We start from the raw sequence: 24,494 nt of genomic DNA, 5'->3' as shown, positions 1-24,494 counted from the left end.
TCTGGTTGGTTCATGATCGAGATTTGTGGTGAGCGATTGTCAGCCTTAGCATCAGCCGAGATTCAAGACTTGGAGTTTAATGGCTTAGTTGTATTTGAAGATTTGTTGATGGCACTGGGCAAAACAAATATATCGATAGTGAAAGAGAGCGACTTAACTATTGAAAATTTGCGGTTACTAGATCAAGTTTGGACGGGAGAAAATATGCGAGTGTTTGAATTAATTTCCATCTTGGAAAAAGATGGCGAACGAAATTTTTAATCAAGATGCGCTCGCTACGGCAATTGTGCGGATTCATGAAGTTAGCTGATTAATAAGTCCCGCATAAACACGGATTTATTCCTGCTGCCTTTCAGTAAAACTGCATTATACAAGTTTTGAAGGTGCATTTATGGCTGATACTACAATGTTAGATAACCGTATAAATAAGCAAATAAAATTTGAACCATTAGAAGCGACAGTAGCAGCAACAGAAGAAGAGTCAGTAATATTAGCCGAAAAGCTCACACAGGTGGCAATTCCTTTAGAGGTATTGTTACAAGCACTGAATATAGCGAAATACGATAAGGCAGCAGCTTTCCGCTACGCTGACAAATATATAAACAATATCAAAAAGTCGAAATGGGTTATTATCAAAACGGCTTGAAATTTTCCGATGAAAAGCTCGGTTGAACATTTTTCTCCTGATGTAAATTCTCAGTTTTCATTATTCCAAGCATTGAACTTATATTTAATTGGAGAATTTTGGAGTAATTTTTCAATTCCTTTTCGGATCAGCTCTGGTGGAACTCCGTCTAATTTCAACTCGCTTTGGATGAACTCATCAATAGAATTGGCTTTCGTCTTCTCTAAGAGCGCCAACATTTGTTGAGCTTGGGTTGTTGATGTGCAAGACTCCTTAGTTTCAGCTTGAGAGGTTTGCTTATTACCTGGTGCAGAGTCAATAAAGTTTTTGGTATCCCGGTCATAACCAGAGAAATTCTTTAACAGAGGCATTGGTATCCATTCATTGATGCCGCCGTAATAAACTGCTCGACCGATGACCGACTGGTGATTGTGCAGCAATCTCCATCACTTGAGTTGAAGTAATCTTGCGATCGCTGGGGATGAGTTGAGTGGCAATCATAGCATTGTAAGCTGGGACGTTATCAGGATGAACTAACGCCACAGACGTTAACTGCGATGGCGTAACCGCCCGCCGGAGGCGATCGCAGTCCGCCAGAGTTAAAACAAGCAGCTTATCAAGCAATTGAGGCAGATGTTAACCAATATGCCATTACTTGGGGAGACAAAACATTTCGAGAAGCGATCGCGCACAAAGTCCGTTGGTATCTAGGTTTAGATATTAATCCAGAAACACAAATCACAGTCACTTGTGGGTCAACCGAGGCAATGGCGGCTGTGATGTTAGCAACCATTGATGCAGGGGATGAAGTGATTGTGTTTGAGCCGTATTACGAAAACTATGGCCCCGATGCAATTTTAGCTGGTGCGACACCCCGATACGTCACACTACATCCCCCTGACTGGACATTTGATGAAGCTGAGTTGCGTCAAGCTTTCAACAACAATACAAAAGCTATTATTATCAACACCCCACACAATCCCACAGGCAAAGTTTTTAACCGTGAAGAACTTACCCTAATTGCCGAACTATGTCAAAAGTGGGATGTTCTCGCATTTACAGATGAAATCTATGAACACATTCTCTATGATGGTACTCAATATATTGCACTAGGCACCCTTCCAGGAATGGCAGATCGTACTATTACCATTAACGGTCTTTCCAAAACCTACAGCGTCACTGGTTGGCGAGTCGGTTATATTTTAGCAACACCTGAATTAACAGGAGCTATCAGAAAAGTTCATGATTTTCTTACTGTGGGTGCGCCTGCACCATTACAACAAGCCGGAGTAGCCGCCATGCAGTTGCCGCCATTTTATTATCAAGAACTAGCTAGACTGTATGATGATAAAAGAAATAGCATTCTCCAAATTTTAGATCAAGTCGGAATTCCTTATTTTGTCCCCCAAGGTGCATATTACATATTTGCGGATATTTCTAAATTTGGCTATAAAACTGATATTTAATTTACCAACTATTTAATCAAAGAAATTGGTGTTGCTGTAGTTCCAGGTTCTAGCTTTTTTAACCAACCAGAAAATGGAAATTCATTTATCCGCTTTTGCTTTAGTAAAAAATCAGAAACATTACAAACAGCAAGTAAAAAAATACTAAAGCTACAGTCAAATCTCAAACTTACATTCTGAAATTAATTTCTTTCTTAGTGCTGAATTTCAACATCCCTCAATCCAACAAAAAGAAAGATTCATAACTCTAGAGGGTAAATATGACTACTTACGAAAATATCTTGCAAGTAATTGGTAAAACTCCCTTAGTCAGACTGCATCACGTAACTGAAAATACCCAATCTCCTATTTATGCCAAAGTAGAATATCTGAATCCTGGTGGTAGTACCAAAGATAGAATTGCTCTGGCAATGATTGAACAAGCTGAAAAAACAGGTGAACTACAACCAGGGGGAACTATTATTGAAGCTACCGCAGGTAATACTGGTGTAGGATTAGCATTAATCGCCGCAGTGAAAAAATATCAATGTATTTTTGTCATGCCTGATAAGATGAGTCAGGATAAAATTAATCTGCTCAAAGCTTATGGCGCAGAAGTAGTTGTCACACCCACATCTGTAGCACCTGATTCTCCAGAAAGTTATAACGGTGTCGCTGAAAGATTAGCTAAAGAAATACCGGGCGCTTATAGACCAAATCAATTTGAAAATCCCCACAATCCTTTAGCTCATTACTTAACTACTGGCCCAGAAATTTGGTCAGATAGTCAAGGTAAAGTTGAAGTTTTTGTTGCAGGTATGGGAACTGGCGGCACAATTTCTGGAGTGGCAAAATATCTCAAAGAGCAAAATCCTAATATTGTAATTGTTGGTGCAGATCCAGAAGGGTCTATTTTATCAGGAGATAGCCCTAAATCTTATAAAGTTGAAGGAATTGGGGAAGACTTTATTCCTAAAACTTTTAATCGTCAATTAGTTGATGAAATGATTCGAGTTACTGATAAAGAATCTTTTAATATGGCGCGTCGTCTAGCCAGAGAAGAAGGCTTACTAGTGGGAGGTTCTTGTGGTACAGTAGTAACCGCAGCTCTCAAGTATGCAAATCGACTATCACAGCCAAAGTATATTGTAGTTTTATTACCCGATACAGGCAGAAACTACATTAATAAAATCTACTCTGATGTCTGGATGCAGGAAAATAGTTTTTGGGAAGGTAAAACTGTAAAAACTATCAAGGTTGAAGAAATTTTACAACAAAAAACTGATTTCCCTTCTTTAGTAGCTATTAGTTCCAATGATACTTTAATTAATGCCACAAATCTGCTGCAAAAGCTAAATATATCCCAGTTACCTGTTATTGATCACAATCAAGTAGTAGGTAGCTTGAATGAGGCATCGTTAATGAAATTTCTGCATGACGGAATTAATTTTTCTAACCAAACAGTTTTAGCTGTGATGGGTAAGCCGCTACCAATCCTCGATGAAAATGTGGATGTAGCAGAAGCCTATCGAGTGCTTTTATCTGGAACTACAGGAATTATTATTACGCGGCATAATACTCCTATTGGATTAATTACCAGAGCAGATTTAATTAGATATTGGATTAGTCAAAACTAAGACGAGAAAAAAATGGAATTTGAAACAAAAGCAATTCATGAAGGACAACCATCAGACCCAGAAACAGGTGCTGTGATTGTGCCGATTTATTTAACTTCTACATACGAGCAAGCCGCAATAGGTCAACACAAAGGATATGAATATTCTCGCACGGGAAATCCTACCCGAAATGCTTTAGAAGAAGCTTTAGCTGCTATTGAAAACGCTAAATTTGGTTTAGCATTTGCCTCTGGATTAGCTGCTACTAGCACAGTTTTAAGTTTACTCAAAAGTGGCGATCATATTGTTGCTGGGGATGATTTATATGGTGGTACTTATCGTTTGTTAGAAAAAGTAGTGAAAAATTGGGATGTAATAACCACTTATGTAGATATTGATGAGATCTCTAACTTTGAGGTTGCTATTCAACCCCAGACTAAATTGATTTGGGTGGAAACTCCAACCAATCCCTTGTTAAAAATAATTGATATTGCTGCGTTAGTAAAAATTGCTCGTCAACACAATATCATTTTAGTAGTTGATAATACCTTCGCCAGTCCTTATTTTCAAAGACCACTGGAATTGGGTGCAGATATTGTAGTCCACAGCACCACCAAATATCTAGGAGGACATAGCGATGTTATTGGCGGTGCAGTTGTGACATCTAATCAGCAACTATACACCGAATTGAAATTTTATCAAAATGCAATTGGGGCAGTTCCTAGTCCTTTTGATAGCTGGTTAGTACTGAGAGGAATTAAAACTCTAGCTGTGAGAATGCGAGAACACGAAAAAAATGCTTTAGTATTAGCTAAATTTTTAGCACAACATCCCAAAGTCGAGCGTATTTATTATCCCGGTTTACCTAGCCACGAACAGCACCAATTGGCAAAATCACAAATGTCTGGTTTTGGTGGGATGATTAGTTTGGAATTAAAAGGCGGTTTTGCAGAAGTGGAAAAATTTGCTGCTCGTCTCAAGCTGTTTTTGTTAGCAGAAAGTTTAGGAGGTGTAGAGTCATTACTTTGTTATCCTGCGAAAATGACTCATGGTTCTTTACCAGATGCAGAAAGATATAAGCGGGGAATTAATGATAATTTAGTCCGTCTTTCTGTGGGTATTGAGAATGTATTAGACTTGCAAGCTGATTTAGAAAATGCTTTGTCTGGGACATAAGCTGGTAAGACGTTGTGGTATTGCCAGAATTGTCGCGTCATTTAGATTAAGCCTAGCTGAATACAGTTGATTTCAATTGGATAATTGTAAGAAAGAATGTAACCGAAGCTGCGATCGGTCATAGTATTGGCGAGTATGTAGCCGCAACTCTTGCAGAAGTTTTTTCTCTAGAAGATGCCTTATCTCTGGTAGCAACACGCGGACAGTTGATGCAGCAACTTCCCACTGGAGCAATGCTTTCAGTTCCTCTGTCCGCAGACAAGGTACAATCTCTGTTAGGTTCAGAACTTTCTGTTGCTGCGATTAATCAGCGATCGCAGTGTGTAGTTTCCGGTTCCATAGCAGCAATAGAGGTACTACAAAATCAGCTTGCTGCTCAAGGGATTGAATCTCGACAACTGCATACTTCCCATGCTTTCCATTCGCAAATGATGGAACCAATTTTAGAGGTATTTACAGAGCAAGTAAAAAAAATTACTTTAAATCCCCCAAAAATTCCTTATATTTCCAACCTAATTGGTACTTGGATTACAGTCACCCAAGCCACAAATCCTGACTACTACCCCATTAAGTATACTCCAGACACCCAATTAGATGCTTGAATTGCACTAAAACCTGAAAGTATTCTCACAGATACGGTTGGAGAAAGTATCCACAATTTCGGAATTTCTAATTCTTTAATAGAGATTTTATTGCGGTTAGCTTCGCGTTGTAAAGCACCTCTTACTTCCAATAGTTTCAGCAAACAATCACAGATTTCCTCCTCAGAGGCAGGATTGCGAAATGGTGAGCCAGCGCGCGCGGTCTTCTCCCAAAGGGAGAGGCTAGCGCCAAGGGGGTTTCCCCCATGAGCGACTGGCGAACCCGTAAGGGTTCAAAAATAGCAGGTGTAGCTGCAAATATTCCTAAAAGTCCTAGCATCTCTAAATTATTAGCTTCTTGGATAGGAGAAAATAAAACATCGATCTCTCTAACTTCACCAGCTACACGGCTAGAAGCTTTGACTTCTCCATAAGGTTTTAGTAACTCTTCCAAATAATCTTTAGCAAATTGATCGTGAATAAAACGAGTCATTTAAATTACTATGAAAATTATTGATTCTAACTAATATCTTATCTCTTTTAAGAGCAGATTTAAAAAAGATATATTAGTGCCTTACTATATTTATATCTCACCTAATCCTGGAAAAAACTTACTCCAAACACTTTGCTTTTTTGAGGCTAATTCTTTTGAACCTAAAACATTCTCTAGCCCTTGCTGATTACTCTGAATTTCCTGCATATTGAGAGCGTGAATAGTTTGAGCTAACTCTGGATTGTCTTCTAAAAAATCAGCCTCAAAGCTTAACTCCTGCTGTAACAGTTGAGCATTTCGCCGCAAGAACATCTGCTGATTATGTCGCTGTCTAATAAGGGATTCAGTTAGGTGTAATTGTTCTTCAAAACTCAAATCGTCGTATTCGTTATACATTTTATTCAACTCCAATTAAACCAAAGTATTCTGCGGAAAGTTCCATCAAGTATTTGAGAGCTAAACAGTCGCCATAAATAGTGTATATTTGAGCAATAGTTTTGAAGATTTCTAATATATTATCAGGCGTTACTTCAGTAAAACGAGAAGCTAAATTAAATGCTGAGTTTTCATCTTCTGGCTCTAGTGGCGGTGCGTCTGTCCAGACTATTAAACCTCGCTTGTCCAGTTCTGCTAAAGAAATATCATTCACAGCATCCACAACGGAATCAGGCGCATACTTTATTAATAGCTTAATCACCAAATAACACCTCCATAAAGTAGCTGATATCCCAGCCTCAATCTCGTAATAAATTCATCAGTATTACGATTACCCCAAACAGGATTACTACGGCTTTTTATCCAGTTAATCGAGCTATGACAAATCTCTTGATGACAACGGTAGCACGTAGGAAATGTAGATTGACCAATGATGTCGTTGCCGTAGTAAGCGTGATGGATTTCTTCACTTTTCTTAGTCAAGCAAACGACACAATAATTGTGAGTTTTTCTGTGAGCGATTGCTACTTGTTTCCTATACTCTTTGGGATTACCATATCGAGCATTCCAATTTAGTTGTCTGGGTAGCCGAGATTTTCTAGTAATAGAGTCACCCCTTTTTCGTTTAACTCTTGCCCTGTTAATTCGTGCCACTTTTGTTTGATTTCCTGAAAATGTGGTCTTCTCCCTAATTCTGTTACCCATTTTCTAATTTCTTGATACCAGTCAACCTGCTGCTGTGAGGATTGCTGATTATTTTTAGAACTATTAACAGTGTCACCATTCGGCTTGGAATCTTGTTTTTGTTCCAGACCTTTGATATCAAATTCCGGGATTAGGGCAACGAAGGGATTAGACCGAGTGGGAATTACTAAGGCATAACGTACACCAGCTTTATCTAGTAGTTCGCAAGCTTGGCGTAACATCTCCAAAATCTCTTTTTTGACATTTACAAAGTCTTGGGGATGGTCAAGAATATAAGAGGATGTTTGCCCCATCGCAATAAAGCAAACATTTTTCAAGGACGGGCGGCTAAATCCGGTTTCCCCAGAGAGTGGGGACTGGCCCATAAATAAACCATGACCCTTTAACCCAGCAGTGAATTTGATGACATAGTTCCAAAAACCCTGCAAGTCTTTGGCGGTATCAGCATCAACCATTCCCGGAAGTCCTTTACCACCACCATAAACACTATCAACTTCATCCTGGGCAAATAATAATTCTGGGACACCGTGACATTCGCCACCAACAATTGATACTCTGGCTTTTTGTTGATCAATCATGCCAGTTGCAAAAGTAACCCAATGTTTTAGTTCTTTCATGCCGTCAAACTTACGGCTGAACTTGCACAACCATCTGGTGACATCATCCTTTGGATCGCTGCCAATCACAATTGCTGGTGTTTGAGATTTTGCAGCAATTTTGTTAATAATCACTCCAGCCAGCGTAGACTTCCCAGATTGTGTGCCACCAGAAAGGTAAAAATGGTGATTACTGCGAAGAGTCATATTTTGATTAGATGCAGCATCACACAGTTCATCAATCCAAGCACCATCAATTCTGATGTACTCAGGATAATTAGCAGCGATCGCTTGGAGAACTTTCATCGCACCCGGATTAATCACCGACTGTACCGACTCTTCATCAATGTCAGCAATATCAGGATTAGGAATACCAGTCGTTGAAGGTGATTGTTGTGCTGGTGGTTCTGGGAGCGTAACCAACCCCTGCAACTGATATTCAGCAATCCACCGGGGACGCTCTTGCATTGGTAGCCGATTCACATAATCAGCAACTCGGCGTTTGGCTGCGATCGCAGTGGTGACATAATCATAAACAGCTTCACCTTGCAAATGCTGTTTGAGTGATTTCAGGTCAGCTTCTTCTAAAGAGCGGTATACTTTCTGTTTGCCTTCACTGATTTGGGCAGATACTCCAAATAAGCCAGCACTCACTGTTCCAGCACCAAGTAGCATCCCGGTTGTTATTCGGTCAGTATTTAAGAAAAAAGGAGCAGACAGGCATAATACAGCACTCGCTCCTAAAGAACATAAGATAGTCCGTTCTGCATGAATCACCCCACTGGCAGTTAGTCGTTGTAATTCAAATGGCATAAACTTATCTCACCCCCAACGCAACACCAGCTGCAACTAATGTCAAAAAGACAAACAGGAATATTACTCCAGGCATCAAGCCGATGGTGAAAGTCTTGCGGTTGAAACCGAATCCTTTAATGACTAAGCCAGCAAAGTTGAACAAACCTACAGAGATACCGCAAATACAAATCATGCTGATGATCCACAGTACAAACTGACTAACTGGGCTGGCAACACAGAGAAATCCCATTAACATTGACAGCCCGACTCCAGAGACGGCATATCCAACAAAAGACAGCTTGATTTGCATAATCTCAATAAATAAAAAACGTAACTGATTTGGGTTCGTCACCATCAAATGAGGTTGTCCAGTTTAGAGTTTTTCCTTCTGTGTTCATCTGCTCTTGGATTTCCTGAATATTCTCTGGCATTTCCTCTAAAGTGACGGATTCTTCTGGTTTGAGGTCTTTGATATTTTGTTCTTGTTGATTTTTCATATTCTTCTCCTTTAGAACCTAAAGCTGTCTCCCACTTCATCAAATGCTTTCTCGTATCCCCCCAACTGGCGCTGCTGTTCCTGGGAACCAAAAGCATGACGAATTACCGCCTCCCCATGTAATCCCCTGGTTCGTTGCAAATCCTCCTCAACCTTCATGGCTTCTTGAGAATATGCCAATTGGTTTTTATACATCTCTGCCAAGGATTGCAACTGCTTGAGCTTGTGTCGGGAAAATTTAGTGTGCAACCACTTCTGTGCTTTTAGAGTGCCAGCCACTTCTGCTTCATCAAGAACCTGCTTTGCTGTAGTGTAAGCTGGCAATGTGTAGCGATCGCGGATTGATGAAGGTAAATTACCCTCAATTTGGGTAGCATCCCCAACTCTTAAATCCGTTGATACTACTCCATCACCTTTACCGCCAAATAAACCAGGAAGCCATTTACCTAACATTGCTTTCTCCTCTCTAACTACTAATTAAAGAATCCAGAAGTCAGTAGTCAGGAGCCAGAATAAAGAATTGTAGTACTAATTGAATAGGCTATAAAACATTAAATTCTACCTATTCAGTTCTCCTGAATTCTGACTCCTGACTCCTGTGTATAAGTCTGCTGAACTTGTTGAACTTGTGATCCGATATATCGGGTTATGCCATATATGCCCATGAACGAAAACATCAATACTGTTATTGCTGCGATCGCAGTTTGAGCCATCATTCCCCGTTGCATCAATTCCTCAATCTGTCTATTGGACTGCGATCGCACTCTCGACTCGTCAATAATTTGCTGGACTACCAGGAATTCTTCTGTTGTCAGATTTTCTAGTGTCAGCCCTGACAGATTCAATTCCCCGTCCTTCTTCAGGTGAATATTTAATGCTTTGCGATGGGTTTGGTCTTGTTGCTCCATATATTGCCACGCCCAAAACGAGGGTCAATAGCAGCAGATTTAGTACTGCTGCTACCAAGATTAATTTATTCGGTCGCATCTGCATTGCTAGCAGAGAGATAGAGCGATGCAATCTCCTGACCGAAACGAAAAAAGGCTTCTGGTTCCCCCTTATAATCTCTGGCGTACTCCGCGATTTCTGCTAGATATTCGTTAGTTACACCATCTAAATCTTCAATAGTTTTTTGTGCCTCTCTATGAGCGAACTCTCTGACTCCTTGGTTAATACCAGTGCTAAAAGCAGAAATTTCTTCTAACTTCTGTTTCGCTTGGTTGGCAAGAGCGATTTTGTAATCATTCATGTCCTCTTGCACTTTTTTAGTCTTGGCTCTTGGTCTTTTCGCTGCTTTTCCATTCGAGGCATGGCTAGTAGCAAGTGTACCAGATTGCCCACGCTCAAGAATTATCTGGTCAGCGAGACTCATAGCATCATCATCACTTAATGTATCTGAATCAAGCCCACGCTTTTTTAACTCTGCCAGTAAGTCTTCGTCTGAGAGATTAATGTCATTACCTTGTAACAAAGAACGTAAAACTTCCATCATTGACTCCTAGCTGCGAATGTTCTTATTTTCAGGAAACGTAAATTTCGTTTGAGAAACTAATTTGACAATCCATTTTTGAATTTCATAACTTGTGTAAACTCTATCAACACTAAAAGGGCATTTTATCTCCTGCCCCCAACGGTAAATAGTGGCTACAGAAGGATGTGGCTTTAATCTCTGGAGGGCAAGTCGTAACTCATCACCTTTACAAACCAACTTCGGAAGATTGTCCAAAAAGAAACGATAGCGATTTACATCAGCGATTCTAATAGCTTTATAAGGATTGCGTTTCCTCAATTCCCCATAAGCCTTGACTTGCGACATGAAAGAGATATCATTTTCGTCTTTGATGTTCAAGCGCTTTTTAACTCTTTGCCAAGTCCGGTCACACACCTTTCTACCAAGCGATCTCTGGTACTCCAATCTCAATTTAGATGCCATTTCCTCCTCTTTTGCGACAAACGAGATTTTTTTTCTCAATCGCTTCTATCCCTTGCTGAATCAGGAATAGGACTCGCCGTGAGAACCTCTAATTGGATGTAATGATGAGAATTTTATTGGTCATAAACCCCAAACCCCTTTGATGCCGTAAAATTTTGGTTAATTTTGGCGACAGATTCTCATGGCTTGTCGCTTCATACATATAAAAATACCCGCTTTTGTTGGGCGGGTCATTACTTGATTAACTAATAGTTAATAAACAGGAGTTAGGAGTCAAAATTCAGTAATCAGAATGGTATCAGAGGTGGATTCAGACCTGCACTTTTCTTGTTGACCATACTTCTACCTTGTTTTGTTACCACCAACTTTTCTTACTTTGTGGGTTGCTAGAATATCGGTTATTCATCTGTCTGATTCCTGACTCCTGACTCCTGTTTCAACAATTAAGCAACAAGATTTCGTTTAAGTTCATAGAGCCGAGCTATTAAAACGAATTTAAGCATATTTCGTGTTCTCTCAGGCATCTGAGGAAATTTGATGCCGGGGCCCCATTTGATCTGCACTGTTTTGAACGGTACATCCAGTTCTCTTGAAAGAATTGAACAGTACTCTTTGAAAATTCCGCGTTCGCTTTCAAGGCATTCTACTGACTCCAGAGACATTCCAGTATAAGCAGATTTTATTTGTCTACAAAAAGTTAATGGAGATATATCTGGAATGCGCGTTTTTGGTAACATCTATAAATCCTCCAAGGTTTGTTGGGGGTAGTGCTTCGGCACGAGCGATCGCAGTCTTAACGCGATGCGATCGCTTAATAAATTTATTGAAACAGAATTCAGCAATCAAGAGTCAGGATACAATTCGTTTACTCCGACCGGAAAAGCTCATTTTTCGCCCACATTAAAGAAAGCATATTTAGTGGTCAACTTTTCCAGTTGTGGATCTGGATTCTCCCTTTTTAATTCTGATTCCTAACTCCTAACTCCTAACTCCTAACTCCTACCTCCTGACTCCTGACTACTATTTTATTACCATACCGTACCATACAAAAATTTGCATCTATGACGTAAACTACCGTACCATCAGAAAACTAATTGCTCTGCCGAATATGCCGAAACCAGGATTTAAAACCATAACAGTTCCTGACTGGATTATTGAGGAAATTAAGAGACAGCCTGACTATAAAGGCAATCAAGCTGCCACTTTGGGGGCGCTCGTTAGGGATGGTGTTGCGGCTCGTGGCGGAGAATTGGAAAACCCAGCAATATTCCTTGCACAAGTACTGAATCACTTACCTAATTGGGAGCGGCACGAATCCTGGGAGTTGGCGCTGGCTATTTTGGGTTGGTTGCAAGAAACAGAGCGCCCTTCTAGTTAGCTTTGATGATATTACACAGGTTTTCAGTTGTATGATTTTGCTGTTACGCGAACGCGCTACCCCGGAACAACTTGAACTTTTGCTCCAAGAACACAAGTTCTACATCAAAACCGCAGTCGATATCGAGCGTCGGGTGTTGGTTGGTGGTGGTGATTTGCATTATGACTGCGAACAAGCTCTTTTGGGTGATGGTAGTCGGCAAAAAACTATCTGGGCGGCAAGCTTTATGCCTGTAACTCAAAAGATGATTTTTGAATCAATTGTCAATCTTCGTCCCCCGCAAAATAGATCAATGGAGATATTGGACTCTAATATTAGAGAAAGGGTTGCTCAAATCATTATCGAATTCCTGGGAAATTTATGATCGAATTGACACCGAGACAACAAATTTTTATACAAGATGATGTGCCTACCCGTTTACATCATCTTGCTGCACACCTTGAGCAAATTCAGTCTTTCTGGACTGGGGTATCATCTCAGGAATTGATGCTGACTCTGGTCAAAGAAAGTCGATACTTTATCGAGTGGACTGTACCAGATATGGTGAAAGCAGATGACATTGATAGAGCAGCAGAGTTGGTTGACTTAGGTCGGATGTTGACTCGATGGCTGTTTAATTGGGAGAATATTTGGTCGGATGCCGAACAAAAGCAATCTGCATCTCTTGAAATTTCATATTGGTTACATCGGGTTTTGGAAATATCTGGTACTGAACCGGAATCAATGAGTGCCTGACCTCTATGAATTCTGACTCTGTTTGACCAACACCGAACGCAAATACCGCCGACAAGCTGCTTCTCCCCGATAAATCAGAATCCGCAGCGCCTGTACTTCCTGGATCGGAGAAACACAGATTTCGGCGATCGCTGGAATTAAATTCTGTTGCTGATGCACATAATCTTGATGCTGCTGCTCTAACACAGCAATCTTGGAGTTTAATTGTTCTATCTGCCGTAATGCTTGAGTTAAGGACGATTCTTTGTTTTGAGAGCGATTATCCAAAGTGAATGACATATTATTGCTCCTATGTACAACATTAGATTGATCGGCTGACCAATCAGAACATTTTTCATCAAGTAGCCGTGGGGATGAAAAGTATTCAGTACTGCCCGTTGATAAGGAAGGCTCCTTTTTGATTGTTGGTTTTTTCGGCGGTTCGTGTTTGGATAACAAAGCACTGAAGTCGTAAATTGTTACTGTTGATTTGAGTTCTACTTCAGGTTTTGGTTTCGACTCTATGGCAAGTTCAGGAATGCCTAAACCAACTGCATTTTTAATTTCCTGTTCCATGACTGAATTCTCCTTGTTGAGAAAATTGCTCCACCTGATCAATTGCGTCAACTATTTCTCCCAAAATACTGAAAGCATCGTTTAGCACAACATTATTTGAGGTAGAAAAGTGTTCTGACGATTGAATTTTACGATAATCTAGACTACTCCCCACAAGCTGCAACGTATATTGACAACCCTGCAATATAGTCCAAATCTGTGATGTGGCTAACTTGAAATACAATCACTGTTTCTCGTTCTAAGACTTGTCTTGACAAATACTAAGACTTGTCCCGTTGCCTAAAACTTTTCCAATCAGGGCAAGTTTTCCCTTCTACCCCGTTAGGATGTATTGCACAAACCAGCGTTACTCCTTCGTATTTAACACCGTGAAAATTCCGGCATCCTCTACAATTCGTGGGTATTACCTTGCGTCTTTCAATTAATACTTTGTCAATCTCTGACTCGATTTGAATTTCATACAGACTCTTGACAGCAAAACAAGAACCACCTAATAACAAACACGTTCCTGCAAGTACACTTCTTGCGCTTGCCCCGCTAGTTAGCCCTTTGAATACAATTGTGCCTCCCAACAGTACTGCTGTTATTCCCATTGCTCCAGCACAAATATTTAAGTACTTCAGTTTTGACATCGGCTTATAATCATAGATAACTGTTATTAGCAAAGCGTTCTGCTAAGGGTAGTACCATTACTAGCGGATTGCTTAATCCACTAAACACATAAACATTGTCTAATCCTGGAACAGCACCAATTATAGGAAATTGATTTGCACTAAATGCCACTAAGCAATGATGCCAAATTCCTGGTAAATTCTTCAAAGTTGGTAACACTTCCCCGACACTTTCTCGCAACCATTTTTCACTTGCTTGTGAATTTACCTTGGCATGAGGATCTGTGAGAATGCGACTAATTTGACCCAAGCGTAAAGTGCCATCTTGAAATTGAATTGCGCCAGCATCTAAAATCGCTGTTACTGGTTCATTACCTGGCTGCTCCCAAACTTCATCGACTTGAGCAGATTGAGCTTCTAATTGAAATCGTTGCACATTTGCTGGCATAACTAAGGTGCTTAACTTGATATCAACTGGTGCAGTTTCAATTATTTCTGCGTGGGTAAAATATATTTTAGTGGAAATACCAGATGCCTTTAATAGTTGGCGGCTAAGTCCACCTGCACAAATGACAACATTTGCACTGTGGTAAGTTACAGTAGTGGTTTTTACACCACTTTCTAATATTTGCAATACTTGGGTAATTTGCACTTCACCCCCACCACGCAAAAAAGCTTGAATGTAAGCTTGTGCTGTTTTTTGTGGATGAATATGACCGTGTTTAACAGTTAAAGCACCAGATATCGCCTGTTGATTTAGGAGTGGTTCCAGTTCAATCGCGGCTTCTGGGCTAAGTAAATGTGGTACATCGGCACAATTGTTATAGGAGGCAGCGATCGCTTCTGGGTCACTAGAAACTGGAATAGTCAGTAATAAATCTAATTCCCGAAACTCGATATCAGCGTCTAACTCAAGAGATAAGATACGATAGCGAGCGCTTGCTTCTTTGCATAATTGGCGAGTAAATGCTGTAGTACCCGACCAATAGGCAAGGCCACCATAACTATAACGAGTTGCATTCTGTGGTATTTCATATTCTTCCACCAGAAGTACGCCAAAGCCTGCTTTTCCTAATTCATAAGCAAGTGCAGCACCCGTAATCCCACCACCAACTACAATCCAGTCGTAAGTTTTCATCTCGAATTTCCACTTAGCAACAACCATCTAATATGTTGCTTGTAACCGTTGTAAAAGATATTCTCTTGCTAAAATAGGCGGATAAATAGGGGATTTTCCTTTTTGGCAACTTTGTAAACAAGCAATTTCTACATCATCATTAGGATGACAGAAAAAAGCAATAGAATACCGAGATTGGTTTACCCTGTCGTCATTAGGAATCATCACCCGATGGTGAGTTGAACAAAAAACATGATTTGTCCACCTCTGCATTAAATCACCAGTATTAACTATAACAGTATCAGGAATTGCAGCTGCCTCAATCCATTCTCCTGCTGTTGTTCTTACTTCCAGCCCACTAACTTCATCTTGGAAAAGTAAAGTAATGCTGCCATAATCAGAGTGTTCCCCAGCACGGACTTGTCCGGCTTTGGGTGGTGTCTGCAATGGGGGATAGTGGAGCAAGCGCAAGGTATGATTATATTGATTGTGCTTTGTCGTCAAAAAATCTTCAGGCAATTCCAACGCCAAAGCAAAGATTTGCAATATTGTGTTAGCTAGTTTTGTGCAACTATCATAGAAAGCAACAATACAAGCATCCATCCCAACAGTACCTTCCTTGTTGACATTAAACGCCTCTTTTAAGTCACCTGGTTTATTGGGGGCAAGACGTTCTCTTTCAAGAGCAACATATCCTGTATTACAAAATTCATCACTCCAAGCAAGCTTTTGCTTAACTTTTAAAGGTTGTTTAAAAAAAGATTGATTGTAGCTGAACACTTGCTCTATTAAGTCTTTTGAGATTCCCGAATTTTGCAAGTAGATGAAACCGATTTCATGGCAAGCTTGATAAATTTGTTTCACGACAGCTTGCCGATTTGTTGCATTGCTACGAGTGAAAGCACTTAAATCAATTATTGGAATTGTGACCATTGATTATTCAAGATATTTTATTAGGGAGATCCAAGAAATAAAATGCCCAGCCGTCGCTTTCGCCCCGAAGGGCGAAAGCGCCTATCTACCTCGGTTTTGCCAAAAATATTATTGATACGGCTGGGCATTTTATTACTGGTAAGGGCCTTAATAGTTAACAAGTTGTAAGAACTCAGGTTGATACTCCTGTAAAGATGTTGCATTTGTCAATACCCTCAGACCAGAATTCTTACTTAATTTCTTGCTCCTTGACCTGATTCTTTTTGTTGAGAAAATTGCTCTACCTGCTCGATTGCTTCAACTAACTCAAACAAAATATTGACAGCATCATTTAGCACCACATCATTTGATGTAGAAAAGTACTCGGATGATTGAAGCCTGCGATAATCCTTACTACTCCCCACAAGCCGCAATGTATGTTGACATCCTTGTAAGATAGTCCGAATTTCTGATGTGGTTAATTTGATTTCCATTGGTGTGTTTTAACCTTGGAAAACTGAATCGATTTCGCCGTTATCAATAGCATTTTTGGCATGACTAACAGCTTGTGTATGATTGTCAAAGGTTTGAGTTGAAGGTGATGCCCAAGTTGTTTTAAAAAAGCCCTGCTTCCCAACATGAACATCCACAGCACCATCTGATAATTCGGTAGTCTCGATTTTGTAGCCGCCATGTTTGGTTTTGTACTCTTTCATTGCCGTTAACTCAACTAAAATTTATCTCGTTGAATGCTGAGGCTTGCTCCGACTAAAGAACTGCCCAAGAAAGCGGAAAAACTGACCAACATTGCACCTAAGCAGATATTTTTCTGTTGCTCCCAACCAGAGATGATTATATTGGGGTCAGCATTCGTTTCAATAATCTCCATTCCCCAGCACCCCATTGCTCCAACTCCCGAAAATCCAGTCAAGAGCAGAGAGATAATTGCAGTTGTTTCTATGGTGCGATCGAGAAAAATCCTGGGGTTGAATCTTCTCCTAGTACGGCGACGAAGAACCATTTTACTCTTGTGGTCTAATTGAGATTGGGGAACAACTTGTTTGTAGTTAGTCATTTGGATTCCTCCAACTGAACATAAAAACCTGCACCTGTATTCGCAATCTTTACCTTTCTTTGATTGACTAAGGTTTGAATCACACTAAGACTAAAGTTGATATTGCATAACCGAGCGCTGCCACCGCAACGACTGAGGTACTGAAGGCAGAGTGAGGACTGGTCAGTAGAGGTGGGATAAGTTGATTTTCTCGGCATAATATTCTCCTATTGGTGTTATGAGAAGATATGTTTACTTCAATTCAGTTCAGGCAATTGTGCAAGCGCTCCTTCCATCCATGCTTGAATTGCTTCCATCTCAGAAACACCTCGTAATACAGCATCGATTACCTGTTTTTGATAAGAGTTAGCAGCATGATTCGGATGTCCAAACTTATTACCAGCCCAAGCCAAACACATAGTCTTCACTAGCTCATCAATCTTGGTAGTATCAAGCTCACTTGGACTTGTAACATTTCGAGAATGCAGCCACTCTTTGACTAAATCAAGTGGATAATTTAAAAGTGTGCGAACTTCTTTGACTCGCCAATCTTTTGGGTTGATGGATGGTGGAGTTAAAGCTTGTTTTGGTTGCTGGACTCTATACTGTTGATTGTCTTTGCGGGGTCTAATGTTATTCTGGGGCTGTTCAGCCTTTTGAGGAGTAGTTGCGCCTTCAGCATCATTATCTTCATCAGCAGTTACCGATAAAATTGCACAAACCGCATATCGTCGTGCATAAGTTAATGCTGCACCAAATTTCTGAGAATCACTAATTTCAGGTAGAGGATAAGTGCTGGTGATACTCTCTCCAGATTCATGAAAAATATGAGTTCGTAGCACGGTTTTACCTTCAAAGATTTCGGTGGTTTGAATTATTACTAATCCATGTTTACTAAGCGCAGGAGTGACAGCATCTAACACAGCATCTAAGGTTGCATATTTGCGCTTGTAGTGAGGATTAGTCCCGTCTTTTTGAATGGGGTTAAACTCTGCCTTTGCTTTGATTAAAGCTTTGATTAGTTCTTGCACTGTCCGGCTCCTCTTTACCAGTAATTTTCGTTAATATCACCAGACACTTTTTTACTAGACTTAGCCTTATTTATCTGAAACTCTGAGGCTTTCAACACAGGCATCGCAGCTTGTTTGACTGAAGCTTTGGCTTGGTGATAGAGGAATTGGGTTATTCCGTCAGCGTCTTCCCCATCCTCGACTTGCGCCCAGAGAGAACAACCTAATTCCAGTGATTCGTAATCGCCGAGATTGAATTTTCTGGAATAGCTAACAGAAACAGTTGTGAATTTCATTTTTTTGGTTTACTAAATTTTGGCTGTCAATTATCTTCGTCAGTATCAACCATTTCAATACTGAGTATTTGACATAAATCTCCAGCTTTTACACCAATAACTCCTGGCTCAATTTCAGTAGCTAATTCCTCTAAAACTGAGTGAAAGCTTGGGGATTCATCATTGATTTCAACCTCAATTAAGCCTGCATTATTCGATATAACAGTTGCCCAACTTGGCAAAATTTGAGGAATACTGGTTGCATAGAGTTTCATGATTTTGATTCCTGATTAAACTTGATTTCAACAATTTCTTCCACGCACCCCATTGCCTCGCCCAAGTAATGCAATGTATCGCCTACGTGAGTTGCTGCCTCTGGGTCAATCTTCTTGTCTGCAATCAACAAAAGCCAGTTTTCATCTTGGGCAACCGCTTGAATCTTGAGATAGCACGAGTTGAATTCTTTCAGTATTTCTATGGGTGACATTGTTATATTCAATGAATTGTGTTGTTGCATTCGGATAAACTAATAATTTAGTTTTGCTCCCTGCCACACAGGTGGGTCTTCCTGCCCACCCGTTTCCTTACGCTGCTACTAAATCGCTAGTTTCTGGGACGTATCTCTTTAACCTTTCCCACTCCTCACTTGTGAGCAAATCAAATTCCTTATCTAGCAACTCTTCTTCCGTGAGTGGTTGTTCTGTAGTCGCTGTAAAGTAGCCTGTCATCGTCATAAATTCGTCTAGTCCAACTGCTGCATCAACCGACTTGGCGTATCGTAGAGAATCCACTCCGTTTGACCAGTGGGTAATATACTGAAATATCACCCCAATCATCGAATCATCTGTGTACACTCGATAGTTTCTGGGGCAAGCTCCGTCAGCGTAAACCAGCTTGTAGCCAGGAATTTCTTGCACCTCTGCGTTCGGGTCTGTTGGAGGGAGGAGAATTTTCTCTAGAGGATTATCCAACTGGTCTTCTTTAAGAGAAAATGAGTTTATCGTGTGTGCCATGATAATTTCGTTTGTCTAATTTCGTTGTAGAGGCGATCGCATTTCCTTTGAACTGCGATCGCTTTTCTTACTTCAGTAATAAGGATTTCTTACACCTGTGCGTTCGGATCTGCTAGAGGACGCATAATTTTCAGTTGATGGTTATCGAAACCCGAATCTTAAAGTATGAGGTTACTTGCTGTATTTTGTGCCATCATTGTGTCTGCTTAGTGATTAAACTTGTTGGCGATTGCAGTTGTCTTGGTGTGCAATCGCCTTTCTACCTTCAGCAACTTACGCCGCTACTGCCGTTCGGACTCCCAACAACGCAATCACATCTTTGGCACTGCCAGCAACCCGATTCACCCCGTACTGTCTTGGTCGAGCGTACCAGCCCTGTTGATTACACCCGACGAAGCCGACAAAGCGCCCGTCTTGGTAGAGTTTGGTGCTGAATGAGAGCCAGTCGATCTCTCCGTGGTACAGACCGAAAGCAGTGCAAGCTTTTTCCAGTTCATCGCTTAATCGTTCGTTGCGCTCCAGGGGTGTTTCCGATAGAGTCGCTTTAACCTCTGCAACTCTTGCGGCGAACCAGTTTCTATCAAATGGTAGCCGTCCAGCACCGACTAACTGCACCCAGACTGTGATTCCGCCTTCGATCCAGATAGTGCGGATTGATTCGGGTTCGACTTCAATAATCTCACCAATGATGCGGCGATCTCTGCTGGTGAGAGGATCTTGGGTTGGGGCTACAGCTTCGGCTTGGGATTCGAGGTGGGTGTACAGTTCCGCTTGGGCTGTGGCTTGCTCGTCACGAGAAGAACTAGGAATTGCTTGCTGTGTATATGTTGTATAAGGCATAATATTGATCTCCATTCAGTTGGATAAAAAGCGATCGCATACTTTCTCAGGGTGGGCGGTCGCTTTTGTTATGTGTGCAAACAACGTTGTGGTTCAGCACAACGCTCTCATAAAAATTTGGCGTAGCCATATATTTGTGACTCAAAGCCAGTGCCACTTGAGCAATACCAAAACAGGAGATACAGCGTATCAGGCGACGTGTACGACTCTTCAAAAGCTTCAACTGCCGTCGTCCTGCTGGTACTTTCTTATTGAGTGCAAATCCATTTCCATGCTGTGTACCCCTCGCCTTCTCTGGTTGTGCCAGTGCCTCGGTTGCTCCTCAAGCAGTCACTCTGGATTGTGCTGTCAAAGTTCAGATAGTGCAAACCCTTTATTGCGTCCGGGTGCAGGCAGTTTGCTTTCCCTTGCCCCTTATGATTAATAATATAAAGTTTAAAACTGGATTTGTCAAGGCTAAACTTGTATTTATAGGGCTTGTTTCTTGATTTATATAGTACTAAGCTTGATTATTTGTGGTAAGGTAAGGATAGAAGTAAGCTTAAGGTGTAGAATTATGAATCAAGCCTTGATTAAGTGGAAGTTAAAAGAAGTAATGGCAAGGCATAACATTAAAGCCCGTGACCTTGCCGCAGAAATGGGGGTTAGCGCTAACTCCGTATCGAACTTACGAAACGCTAGAACTATGCCACGGTTGGATGGTGAGATTTTAAACAATCTTTGTGAATGCTTAAATAGACTGGCACAAGACTTGGAAGGAGAGATTACCCCTTCTGACTTAATTAGCTACGCCAGAGGGCCAAACCCAGTTGTTGATGAGAATTATGAAATCAAAGGAGCCAAAGCACCAACCCAGCAAAAAAAATCTCGTATAACGAGTTCTAAAACTGAAATAGAAAATACTTCGTTATCAACTGCTGCCTAGTAAAAGCGACCGCCGCCGACCAAAGCTATGCGATCGCCTGCTCAATCCGTTAACGACAAAGTGAGCTAACTATAATGCTGACACATTTTTGGAAAAATCCCCCAAATCAGCTGCTCTTGTTCACTTTGGTTAAACTGCAACACCTCAATTTTTAAGCATTTACCATAGTGGGCAATAAATATGCTGACACTAGACAGAGAACAAACAACAGCACTCGATTACAGTGTTGTCAACACCAGCATTCAGGAAACTTTCGCTGCTATCGACCGATTCGAGTGGCAAGCGGTAGATGAAATCCTTCAGATGAGGGAACAACAGCTTTACCTGCAAGCTGGCTATAAAAACTTTGAAGAATACTGCCAGCGTGAATTATACGCCTGGGGTGGATACCGACGAATCAACCAACTGCTAGGAGCCAAAAAGGTCATAGACGCGGTTGGCGAATTGGGCGGACACATCAAAAATGAGCGTCAGGCTCGTCCGTTACTTCGCTTAGTCAAGGAACCAGAGAAACTAAAACAAGCTGTAGCGATCGCTCTCAAAGATAACCCTTCTCCTGGTGAATCAGACTTTGCGGCTGCGGCAAATATTGTGGTTCCTCAACTTCCACGCAAAAAGCAATCTATTCAGGAACCACTGGTTCCCAAAATTGAAGAACCAGTGGTTCCTCAAAAAGCCATTGTCACAGTTTCACAACAGTCCCACCCAAGGTATGGAGATGAGGGAACCATTGAGGCAGATGCACCGAATCACTGGCAACAGATTGTCACCTTTGCTGATGGCGAGAGGTTGTTGATCAACAATGCTGATTTGGATGCCCCAAGCGTTCCACTTCCTAGAGGAAGATCATATCCCGCAGAATATACAGAAGCGATCGCTCAAATTAAAGAGCAACATCAGCAAGAGTTAGAGCGACTTTCCCAGGAATTGAGGATTGGTTTGCAAACAGAGGCCACAGCCAAAGCAGAAGAACAAGTGCAAGAGCAAATCCAATCTCTGCAACAACTCTTCAAACAACAGAAAGAAGAAAATATCCAGTTACAGCAGCGCCTCTTGGAGATGGAAGGATTACGGAAACTGGAGATTGAGAATCAACAACTCCAGCAGCGCATTCAGGAACTAGAACACGCAGTACAACAGCGTCCTCAACAGCAGTGGGAAAATACCATGACTCAACAGGCGACTAAAGCGTTGAACAAGCAAGTTAAACAAGCTCTGGAGAAAACCATTGATCTGCGATCGCTGGCACAAGAACCCCCAAAAGAGAATGCCCAAGAATGTCTGCGCTTGATGGGTATGGCTTTGAAAAACCTTGCCAGTGCTATGAACAACACCCAAGCCTTGGAAGCTGCGGCGATAATTCTGGGGAGTGAACCTACACCAACTGCGATCGCATATCGAGCCGAACAACTGGAAATGTTGCCTCAAGCGGTTAGTGATATTAGGTCAGTGCTAGCTAAACCTGGGTGTACGTGGCAGGACTATTGGGCAGTGGCGCAAGAGTACGAAGTGATTAAATCAGACTATTGGGTAGAACTTACCACCCAGGAAACAGAATTAATTACTGCACTTCAAACGACATCTACTGAATCTCCCATAATCGGGCTTGGTTCTATCGTTGCCCATGCTGATCCATACCGCACTTTGTATGTAGAAAGGGGTGAGGTGGTACAGGATTTGGGAGAAGAAGTGTTGGTGGCTTGGGATTGTTGGAAGGAGCAATCGAAAAAGACTGATAGGTATTTCCGAGACGAGTTGCGAATCTGGCAACCTCAATAGGCTTCCAGTGTATCGGTGACTTTTTAGACAACCAAATACAAGTACCTAGCCTCGCATCACAGTGGGGGAAATTTCCGTGCGCCAATATAAACAGGAGATTGAAAGATGACCGCAACTATTACCAGACCCAAGCCCAAAAAGGCTGCTGCTAATAAACCACAGTCACCATACAAAAGACTTCATGTGATTATTCCAATCGAAGATATGCTCTGGGCATCGCAGCAAAAGCCTTCAGTTACGCAACTGTGGCAGGAGTGCTGGACGGCTGATCCTTATGGTTCCCGGTGGATGCCGCTAACAAGTGTTTTGGGGTACAGTACTTTTATCTCTGCAAAGAAAATTCTCGCTGAAAGTGGACTGTTCATTTTCAAGCCTGATAAGTCTATTCAGGATGGCAGGGAAACGGCTAGCTGGATGGTGAAGAATTTGCATGGTAGCCGGATGAAGGAGTTTTGGGAGAAAGCCAATTCTCTTAATCAGCAACCAAATTCTCTAAAACAAGAACCAAATGCTGAGATTTCAGAGATAGATGCTGGCTCTGAAGAAATGGGTGCTTTGTATAAAGCATCTATCTTAGGTAAAGACCAGTCAGAGCAAGGGTTTCAAAAACCCTCACAAACTGGTCAGAAACTCCTCACAAACTCTTCAAAAGAGATTGTGAGGAGTGTCTCTGACACGCTTACAGAAAATTCGCGTGAGGAGCAGACGGCTCATGCGCCCTTGGGGGGCGCGTCGCCTCAGACTGTTCAAGGCGTGTCAGAGAAGGAGGAAGACTCGCCTACGGCGAATGACTGTACATCGCTAACGCTTGTGGATGCTGTACTAAGTCAACCTGCTCCTTTATTGGCTGAAAACCAGAATTGTGGTGTTGAGGCGGCAGTCTCTCATGAAGGTGCTTGTTCCGCCGCGTCCGTTGCCCAAAATGAAAAATCTTTAAATTCAGCGATCGCAGATCAGAAAATAGAACCGAGTCGCCCCTCTGCTGAATTGATGACTGAAAATTCAGTTTCGGGCGTAGAAATCAAAGCAAATCATGAGGGTGAAAGTTCCGCCGTGTCAAATCCTGAAAAATGGTCGCATGAGGCGATAGTTGCGAGGTCAAATATACGACCTGTAAGAAGAGAAAAACTGAATCGAGCAGCGAATTCGGGCGAGAATCCGGGGTTGGACTTCCTCCAACAATGCTGGAATGATGACCCTGCTTTGCAGATTGTGATCAAAAAGCTTTTGGCGAAGTTTCCGCAATGGGGGATTGCTTGTGTGGATGGTGCGTTGGTTGATTGGGACAAGTAGCGATCGCGGAATTATGGCTACCTGAATTTGAATAACTCAACCGCTTCATGATGCAAGCAGTTTGTAGGGTTGAGCAACTGTTTGGCTGTGACACTTACCAA

38 protein-coding genes and 2 pseudogenes are annotated in these 24,494 nt (G+C 41.5%); 13 read left to right on the top strand and 27 right to left on the bottom strand.

Going from position 1 to position 24,494, the window contains the following annotated elements; genetic code table 11:
• Positions 1-12: 12 nt before the first annotated feature.
• Both ACFFRD_RS00625 and ACFFRD_RS00620 read left to right on the top strand, forming a co-directional pair.
• Positions 13-261 (top strand): hypothetical protein, encoded by a 249-nt coding sequence (locus tag ACFFRD_RS00625; protein WP_392476123.1) that lies wholly within the window; start codon positions 13-15, stop codon positions 259-261.
• 130 nt (positions 262-391) lie between these two features.
• Positions 392-646 (top strand): hypothetical protein, encoded by a 255-nt coding sequence (locus tag ACFFRD_RS00620; protein WP_392476122.1) that lies wholly within the window; start codon positions 392-394, stop codon positions 644-646.
• A gap of 50 nt (positions 647-696) precedes the next feature.
• Here the strand turns inward: ACFFRD_RS00620 and ACFFRD_RS00615 are convergent, their stop codons facing one another.
• Positions 697-996 (bottom strand): hypothetical protein, encoded by a 300-nt coding sequence (locus ACFFRD_RS00615; protein ID WP_392476121.1) that lies wholly within the window; start codon positions 994-996, stop codon positions 697-699.
• Positions 997-1,006: 10 nt separating this feature from the next.
• The gene (locus ACFFRD_RS00610; RefSeq protein WP_392476120.1) at positions 1,007-1,249 is read right to left on the bottom strand and encodes a hypothetical protein; all 243 of its coding nucleotides are present in this window, start codon (positions 1,247-1,249) and stop codon (positions 1,007-1,009) included.
• Between ACFFRD_RS00610 and ACFFRD_RS00605 the strand changes: the two genes are divergently transcribed.
• From ACFFRD_RS00605 to ACFFRD_RS00590, 4 genes and pseudogenes are all read left to right on the top strand, one after another.
• Positions 1,249-2,091, top strand: coding sequence for a pyridoxal phosphate-dependent aminotransferase (locus tag ACFFRD_RS00605; protein ID WP_392476164.1), 843 nt, complete (start codon positions 1,249-1,251; stop codon positions 2,089-2,091). The genes ACFFRD_RS00610 and ACFFRD_RS00605 overlap by 1 nt on opposite strands.
• A 260-nt stretch (positions 2,092-2,351) precedes the next feature.
• Entirely contained in the window at positions 2,352-3,707 is a 1,356-nt protein-coding gene (locus ACFFRD_RS00600; protein WP_190937789.1) for a cystathionine beta-synthase, read from the top strand.
• Between the two features lie 12 nt (positions 3,708-3,719).
• Positions 3,720-4,862 (top strand): cystathionine gamma-synthase, encoded by a 1,143-nt coding sequence (locus ACFFRD_RS00595; protein WP_392476119.1) that lies wholly within the window; start codon positions 3,720-3,722, stop codon positions 4,860-4,862.
• Positions 4,863-4,966: 104 nt separating this feature from the next.
• Positions 4,967-5,425: pseudogene (locus ACFFRD_RS00590) on the top strand (acyltransferase domain-containing protein); the annotation flags it as partial.
• 2 nt (positions 5,426-5,427) lie between these two features.
• Here ACFFRD_RS00590 and ACFFRD_RS00585 read toward each other — a convergent pair.
• From ACFFRD_RS00585 to ACFFRD_RS00535, 11 genes and pseudogenes are all read right to left on the bottom strand, one after another.
• A pseudogene (locus tag ACFFRD_RS00585) lies at positions 5,428-5,936 on the bottom strand (hypothetical protein); the annotation flags it as partial.
• A gap of 90 nt (positions 5,937-6,026) precedes the next feature.
• Positions 6,027-6,332, bottom strand: coding sequence for a hypothetical protein (locus ACFFRD_RS00580; RefSeq protein WP_392476118.1), 306 nt, complete (start codon positions 6,330-6,332; stop codon positions 6,027-6,029).
• Position 6,333: 1 nt separating this feature from the next.
• Positions 6,334-6,633 (bottom strand): hypothetical protein, encoded by a 300-nt coding sequence (locus tag ACFFRD_RS00575; RefSeq protein ID WP_392476117.1) that lies wholly within the window; start codon positions 6,631-6,633, stop codon positions 6,334-6,336.
• Positions 6,630-6,854: a hypothetical protein gene (locus ACFFRD_RS00570; RefSeq protein ID WP_322700476.1), complete on the bottom strand. Its 225-nt coding sequence runs from the start codon at positions 6,852-6,854 to the stop codon at positions 6,630-6,632. Before ACFFRD_RS00570 ends, ACFFRD_RS00575 begins: the two co-directional genes overlap by 4 nt.
• An 89-nt stretch (positions 6,855-6,943) precedes the next feature.
• Positions 6,944-8,485 (bottom strand): hypothetical protein, encoded by a 1,542-nt coding sequence (locus ACFFRD_RS00565; RefSeq protein ID WP_392476116.1) that lies wholly within the window; start codon positions 8,483-8,485, stop codon positions 6,944-6,946.
• A 4-nt stretch (positions 8,486-8,489) separates the two neighbouring features.
• Entirely contained in the window at positions 8,490-8,777 is a 288-nt protein-coding gene (locus ACFFRD_RS00560) for a hypothetical protein (RefSeq protein WP_392476115.1), read from the bottom strand.
• A 4-nt stretch (positions 8,778-8,781) separates the two neighbouring features.
• On the bottom strand, positions 8,782-8,964 hold the full coding sequence (locus ACFFRD_RS00555; protein WP_392476114.1) for a hypothetical protein: 183 nt from the start codon (positions 8,962-8,964) through the stop codon (positions 8,782-8,784).
• A gap of 11 nt (positions 8,965-8,975) precedes the next feature.
• Positions 8,976-9,416, bottom strand: a complete 441-nt coding sequence (locus ACFFRD_RS00550) for a hypothetical protein (protein WP_114080760.1) — start codon at positions 9,414-9,416, stop codon at positions 8,976-8,978.
• Positions 9,417-9,529: 113 nt separating this feature from the next.
• The gene (locus tag ACFFRD_RS00545) at positions 9,530-9,871 is read right to left on the bottom strand and encodes a hypothetical protein (protein ID WP_392476113.1); all 342 of its coding nucleotides are present in this window, start codon (positions 9,869-9,871) and stop codon (positions 9,530-9,532) included.
• Between the two features lie 65 nt (positions 9,872-9,936).
• The gene (locus ACFFRD_RS00540) at positions 9,937-10,455 is read right to left on the bottom strand and encodes a hypothetical protein (protein WP_392476112.1); all 519 of its coding nucleotides are present in this window, start codon (positions 10,453-10,455) and stop codon (positions 9,937-9,939) included.
• A 6-nt stretch (positions 10,456-10,461) separates the two neighbouring features.
• Positions 10,462-10,935 carry a hypothetical protein gene (locus ACFFRD_RS00535; RefSeq protein WP_340095933.1) on the bottom strand — a complete coding sequence of 158 codons (474 nt, stop codon included), beginning with the start codon at positions 10,933-10,935 and terminating at the stop codon, positions 10,462-10,464.
• Between the two features lie 688 nt (positions 10,936-11,623).
• Here ACFFRD_RS00535 and ACFFRD_RS00530 point away from each other — a divergent pair.
• From ACFFRD_RS00530 to ACFFRD_RS00515, 4 genes are all read left to right on the top strand, one after another.
• Entirely contained in the window at positions 11,624-11,800 is a 177-nt protein-coding gene (locus ACFFRD_RS00530) for a hypothetical protein (RefSeq protein ID WP_392476111.1), read from the top strand.
• A 204-nt stretch (positions 11,801-12,004) separates the two neighbouring features.
• On the top strand, positions 12,005-12,274 hold the full coding sequence (locus ACFFRD_RS00525) for a hypothetical protein (protein WP_392476110.1): 270 nt from the start codon (positions 12,005-12,007) through the stop codon (positions 12,272-12,274).
• A 31-nt stretch (positions 12,275-12,305) separates the two neighbouring features.
• The gene (locus tag ACFFRD_RS00520; protein WP_392476109.1) at positions 12,306-12,638 is read left to right on the top strand and encodes a DUF5674 family protein; all 333 of its coding nucleotides are present in this window, start codon (positions 12,306-12,308) and stop codon (positions 12,636-12,638) included.
• Positions 12,635-13,009: a hypothetical protein gene (locus ACFFRD_RS00515; protein WP_392476108.1), complete on the top strand. Its 375-nt coding sequence runs from the start codon at positions 12,635-12,637 to the stop codon at positions 13,007-13,009. The genes ACFFRD_RS00520 and ACFFRD_RS00515 overlap by 4 nt, the downstream gene beginning before the upstream one ends.
• Before the next feature lie 3 nt (positions 13,010-13,012).
• On the opposite strand, the gene ACFFRD_RS00510 is transcribed toward ACFFRD_RS00515, so the two are convergent.
• The 14 genes from ACFFRD_RS00510 to ACFFRD_RS00445 all read right to left on the bottom strand — a co-directional run bounded on the left by ACFFRD_RS00510 (position 13,013) and on the right by ACFFRD_RS00445 (position 20,396).
• The gene (locus ACFFRD_RS00510; protein WP_392476107.1) at positions 13,013-13,564 is read right to left on the bottom strand and encodes a hypothetical protein; all 552 of its coding nucleotides are present in this window, start codon (positions 13,562-13,564) and stop codon (positions 13,013-13,015) included.
• Positions 13,565-13,824: 260 nt separating this feature from the next.
• Positions 13,825-14,196, bottom strand: a complete 372-nt coding sequence (locus ACFFRD_RS00505) for a hypothetical protein (RefSeq protein WP_392476106.1) — start codon at positions 14,194-14,196, stop codon at positions 13,825-13,827.
• A gap of 10 nt (positions 14,197-14,206) precedes the next feature.
• Positions 14,207-15,313, bottom strand: a complete 1,107-nt coding sequence (locus ACFFRD_RS00500) for an NAD(P)/FAD-dependent oxidoreductase (protein ID WP_392476163.1) — start codon at positions 15,311-15,313, stop codon at positions 14,207-14,209.
• A 27-nt stretch (positions 15,314-15,340) separates the two neighbouring features.
• Positions 15,341-16,225 (bottom strand): isopenicillin N synthase family dioxygenase, encoded by an 885-nt coding sequence (locus tag ACFFRD_RS00495; protein WP_392476105.1) that lies wholly within the window; start codon positions 16,223-16,225, stop codon positions 15,341-15,343.
• Positions 16,226-16,458: 233 nt separating this feature from the next.
• Positions 16,459-16,698, bottom strand: a complete 240-nt coding sequence (locus ACFFRD_RS00490) for a hypothetical protein (RefSeq protein ID WP_392476104.1) — start codon at positions 16,696-16,698, stop codon at positions 16,459-16,461.
• A 9-nt stretch (positions 16,699-16,707) separates the two neighbouring features.
• A complete protein-coding gene (locus ACFFRD_RS00485; protein WP_392476102.1) occupies positions 16,708-16,920 on the bottom strand; it encodes a hypothetical protein in 213 nt (70 codons plus the stop codon).
• Between the two features lie 14 nt (positions 16,921-16,934).
• Complete coding sequence (locus tag ACFFRD_RS00480) at positions 16,935-17,279, bottom strand: hypothetical protein (RefSeq protein ID WP_392476101.1); 345 nt, start codon at positions 17,277-17,279, stop codon at positions 16,935-16,937.
• Positions 17,276-17,476, bottom strand: a complete 201-nt coding sequence (locus ACFFRD_RS00475; RefSeq protein ID WP_392476099.1) for a hypothetical protein — start codon at positions 17,474-17,476, stop codon at positions 17,276-17,278. The genes ACFFRD_RS00480 and ACFFRD_RS00475 overlap by 4 nt, the downstream gene beginning before the upstream one ends.
• A 39-nt stretch (positions 17,477-17,515) precedes the next feature.
• The gene (locus ACFFRD_RS00470; protein WP_392476098.1) at positions 17,516-18,289 is read right to left on the bottom strand and encodes an ERF family protein; all 774 of its coding nucleotides are present in this window, start codon (positions 18,287-18,289) and stop codon (positions 17,516-17,518) included.
• A gap of 14 nt (positions 18,290-18,303) precedes the next feature.
• On the bottom strand, positions 18,304-18,564 hold the full coding sequence (locus ACFFRD_RS00465) for a hypothetical protein (protein WP_190965360.1): 261 nt from the start codon (positions 18,562-18,564) through the stop codon (positions 18,304-18,306).
• A gap of 26 nt (positions 18,565-18,590) precedes the next feature.
• Positions 18,591-18,818, bottom strand: a complete 228-nt coding sequence (locus tag ACFFRD_RS00460) for a hypothetical protein (protein WP_392476096.1) — start codon at positions 18,816-18,818, stop codon at positions 18,591-18,593.
• Positions 18,815-19,030 carry a hypothetical protein gene (locus ACFFRD_RS00455; protein ID WP_392476095.1) on the bottom strand — a complete coding sequence of 72 codons (216 nt, stop codon included), beginning with the start codon at positions 19,028-19,030 and terminating at the stop codon, positions 18,815-18,817. The genes ACFFRD_RS00460 and ACFFRD_RS00455 overlap by 4 nt, the downstream gene beginning before the upstream one ends.
• 97 nt (positions 19,031-19,127) lie before the next feature.
• Complete coding sequence (locus tag ACFFRD_RS00450; protein ID WP_392476094.1) at positions 19,128-19,556, bottom strand: hypothetical protein; 429 nt, start codon at positions 19,554-19,556, stop codon at positions 19,128-19,130.
• 273 nt (positions 19,557-19,829) lie between these two features.
• Positions 19,830-20,396, bottom strand: coding sequence for a hypothetical protein (locus tag ACFFRD_RS00445; protein ID WP_392476093.1), 567 nt, complete (start codon positions 20,394-20,396; stop codon positions 19,830-19,832).
• 556 nt (positions 20,397-20,952) lie between these two features.
• On the opposite strand from ACFFRD_RS00445, the gene ACFFRD_RS00440 reads away from it, so the two are divergent.
• The 3 genes from ACFFRD_RS00440 to ACFFRD_RS00430 all read left to right on the top strand — a co-directional run bounded on the left by ACFFRD_RS00440 (position 20,953) and on the right by ACFFRD_RS00430 (position 24,393).
• Positions 20,953-21,321 carry a helix-turn-helix transcriptional regulator gene (locus tag ACFFRD_RS00440; RefSeq protein ID WP_114086169.1) on the top strand — a complete coding sequence of 123 codons (369 nt, stop codon included), beginning with the start codon at positions 20,953-20,955 and terminating at the stop codon, positions 21,319-21,321.
• Between the two features lie 180 nt (positions 21,322-21,501).
• On the top strand, positions 21,502-23,100 hold the full coding sequence (locus ACFFRD_RS00435; protein ID WP_392476092.1) for a hypothetical protein: 1,599 nt from the start codon (positions 21,502-21,504) through the stop codon (positions 23,098-23,100).
• Positions 23,101-23,205: 105 nt separating this feature from the next.
• Positions 23,206-24,393, top strand: a complete 1,188-nt coding sequence (locus ACFFRD_RS00430; RefSeq protein ID WP_392476091.1) for a hypothetical protein — start codon at positions 23,206-23,208, stop codon at positions 24,391-24,393.
• The last annotated feature ends 101 nt before the right edge of the window (positions 24,394-24,494 follow it).

The organism is Nostoc sp. C110 (assembly GCF_043099725.1).
GTDB classification, from domain to species: domain Bacteria; phylum Cyanobacteriota; class Cyanobacteriia; order Cyanobacteriales; family Nostocaceae; genus Nostoc; species Nostoc muscorum_A.
The sequence above is the reverse complement of the archived record's forward strand: the minus strand, read 5'-3'. Positions and strand labels throughout refer to the sequence as shown.

What these genes read in the sequence shown, in the direction of transcription:
- ACFFRD_RS00450 (WP_392476094.1), bottom strand. Translation starts at nt 19,556, where the DNA reads ATGGCACACACGATAAACTCATTTTCTCTTAAAGAAGACCAGTTGGAT.
- ACFFRD_RS00555 (WP_392476114.1), bottom strand. Translation starts at nt 8,964, where the DNA reads ATGAAAAATCAACAAGAACAAAATATCAAAGACCTCAAACCAGAAGAA.
- ACFFRD_RS00485 (WP_392476102.1), bottom strand. Translation starts at nt 16,920, where the DNA reads ATGAAAGAGTACAAAACCAAACATGGCGGCTACAAAATCGAGACTACC.
- ACFFRD_RS00565 (WP_392476116.1), bottom strand. Translation starts at nt 8,485, where the DNA reads ATGCCATTTGAATTACAACGACTAACTGCCAGTGGGGTGATTCATGCA.
- ACFFRD_RS00500 (WP_392476163.1), bottom strand. Translation starts at nt 15,313, where the DNA reads ATGAAAACTTACGACTGGATTGTAGTTGGTGGTGGGATTACGGGTGCT.
- ACFFRD_RS00455 (WP_392476095.1), bottom strand. Translation starts at nt 19,030, where the DNA reads ATGTCACCCATAGAAATACTGAAAGAATTCAACTCGTGCTATCTCAAG.
- ACFFRD_RS00545 (WP_392476113.1), bottom strand. Translation starts at nt 9,871, where the DNA reads ATGGAGCAACAAGACCAAACCCATCGCAAAGCATTAAATATTCACCTG.
- ACFFRD_RS00620 (WP_392476122.1), top strand. Translation starts at nt 392, where the DNA reads ATGGCTGATACTACAATGTTAGATAACCGTATAAATAAGCAAATAAAA.
- ACFFRD_RS00475 (WP_392476099.1), bottom strand. Translation starts at nt 17,476, where the DNA reads ATGCCGAGAAAATCAACTTATCCCACCTCTACTGACCAGTCCTCACTC.
- ACFFRD_RS00440 (WP_114086169.1), top strand. Translation starts at nt 20,953, where the DNA reads ATGAATCAAGCCTTGATTAAGTGGAAGTTAAAAGAAGTAATGGCAAGG.
- ACFFRD_RS00525 (WP_392476110.1), top strand. Translation starts at nt 12,005, where the DNA reads ATGCCGAAACCAGGATTTAAAACCATAACAGTTCCTGACTGGATTATT.
- ACFFRD_RS00520 (WP_392476109.1), top strand. Translation starts at nt 12,306, where the DNA reads ATGATTTTGCTGTTACGCGAACGCGCTACCCCGGAACAACTTGAACTT.
- ACFFRD_RS00490 (WP_392476104.1), bottom strand. Translation starts at nt 16,698, where the DNA reads ATGGAAATCAAATTAACCACATCAGAAATTCGGACTATCTTACAAGGA.
- ACFFRD_RS00515 (WP_392476108.1), top strand. Translation starts at nt 12,635, where the DNA reads ATGATCGAATTGACACCGAGACAACAAATTTTTATACAAGATGATGTG.
- ACFFRD_RS00625 (WP_392476123.1), top strand. Translation starts at nt 13, where the DNA reads ATGATCGAGATTTGTGGTGAGCGATTGTCAGCCTTAGCATCAGCCGAG.
- ACFFRD_RS00505 (WP_392476106.1), bottom strand. Translation starts at nt 14,196, where the DNA reads ATGTCAAAACTGAAGTACTTAAATATTTGTGCTGGAGCAATGGGAATA.
- ACFFRD_RS00540 (WP_392476112.1), bottom strand. Translation starts at nt 10,455, where the DNA reads ATGATGGAAGTTTTACGTTCTTTGTTACAAGGTAATGACATTAATCTC.
- ACFFRD_RS00430 (WP_392476091.1), top strand. Translation starts at nt 23,206, where the DNA reads ATGACCGCAACTATTACCAGACCCAAGCCCAAAAAGGCTGCTGCTAAT.
- ACFFRD_RS00435 (WP_392476092.1), top strand. Translation starts at nt 21,502, where the DNA reads ATGCTGACACTAGACAGAGAACAAACAACAGCACTCGATTACAGTGTT.
- ACFFRD_RS00550 (WP_114080760.1), bottom strand. Translation starts at nt 9,416, where the DNA reads ATGTTAGGTAAATGGCTTCCTGGTTTATTTGGCGGTAAAGGTGATGGA.
- ACFFRD_RS00480 (WP_392476101.1), bottom strand. Translation starts at nt 17,279, where the DNA reads ATGACTAACTACAAACAAGTTGTTCCCCAATCTCAATTAGACCACAAG.
- ACFFRD_RS00510 (WP_392476107.1), bottom strand. Translation starts at nt 13,564, where the DNA reads ATGGAACAGGAAATTAAAAATGCAGTTGGTTTAGGCATTCCTGAACTT.
- ACFFRD_RS00615 (WP_392476121.1), bottom strand. Translation starts at nt 996, where the DNA reads ATGCCTCTGTTAAAGAATTTCTCTGGTTATGACCGGGATACCAAAAAC.
- ACFFRD_RS00560 (WP_392476115.1), bottom strand. Translation starts at nt 8,777, where the DNA reads ATGCAAATCAAGCTGTCTTTTGTTGGATATGCCGTCTCTGGAGTCGGG.
- ACFFRD_RS00445 (WP_392476093.1), bottom strand. Translation starts at nt 20,396, where the DNA reads ATGCCTTATACAACATATACACAGCAAGCAATTCCTAGTTCTTCTCGT.
- ACFFRD_RS00460 (WP_392476096.1), bottom strand. Translation starts at nt 18,818, where the DNA reads ATGAAACTCTATGCAACCAGTATTCCTCAAATTTTGCCAAGTTGGGCA.
- ACFFRD_RS00595 (WP_392476119.1), top strand. Translation starts at nt 3,720, where the DNA reads ATGGAATTTGAAACAAAAGCAATTCATGAAGGACAACCATCAGACCCA.
- ACFFRD_RS00465 (WP_190965360.1), bottom strand. Translation starts at nt 18,564, where the DNA reads ATGAAATTCACAACTGTTTCTGTTAGCTATTCCAGAAAATTCAATCTC.
- ACFFRD_RS00580 (WP_392476118.1), bottom strand. Translation starts at nt 6,332, where the DNA reads ATGTATAACGAATACGACGATTTGAGTTTTGAAGAACAATTACACCTA.
- ACFFRD_RS00600 (WP_190937789.1), top strand. Translation starts at nt 2,352, where the DNA reads ATGACTACTTACGAAAATATCTTGCAAGTAATTGGTAAAACTCCCTTA.
- ACFFRD_RS00495 (WP_392476105.1), bottom strand. Translation starts at nt 16,225, where the DNA reads ATGGTCACAATTCCAATAATTGATTTAAGTGCTTTCACTCGTAGCAAT.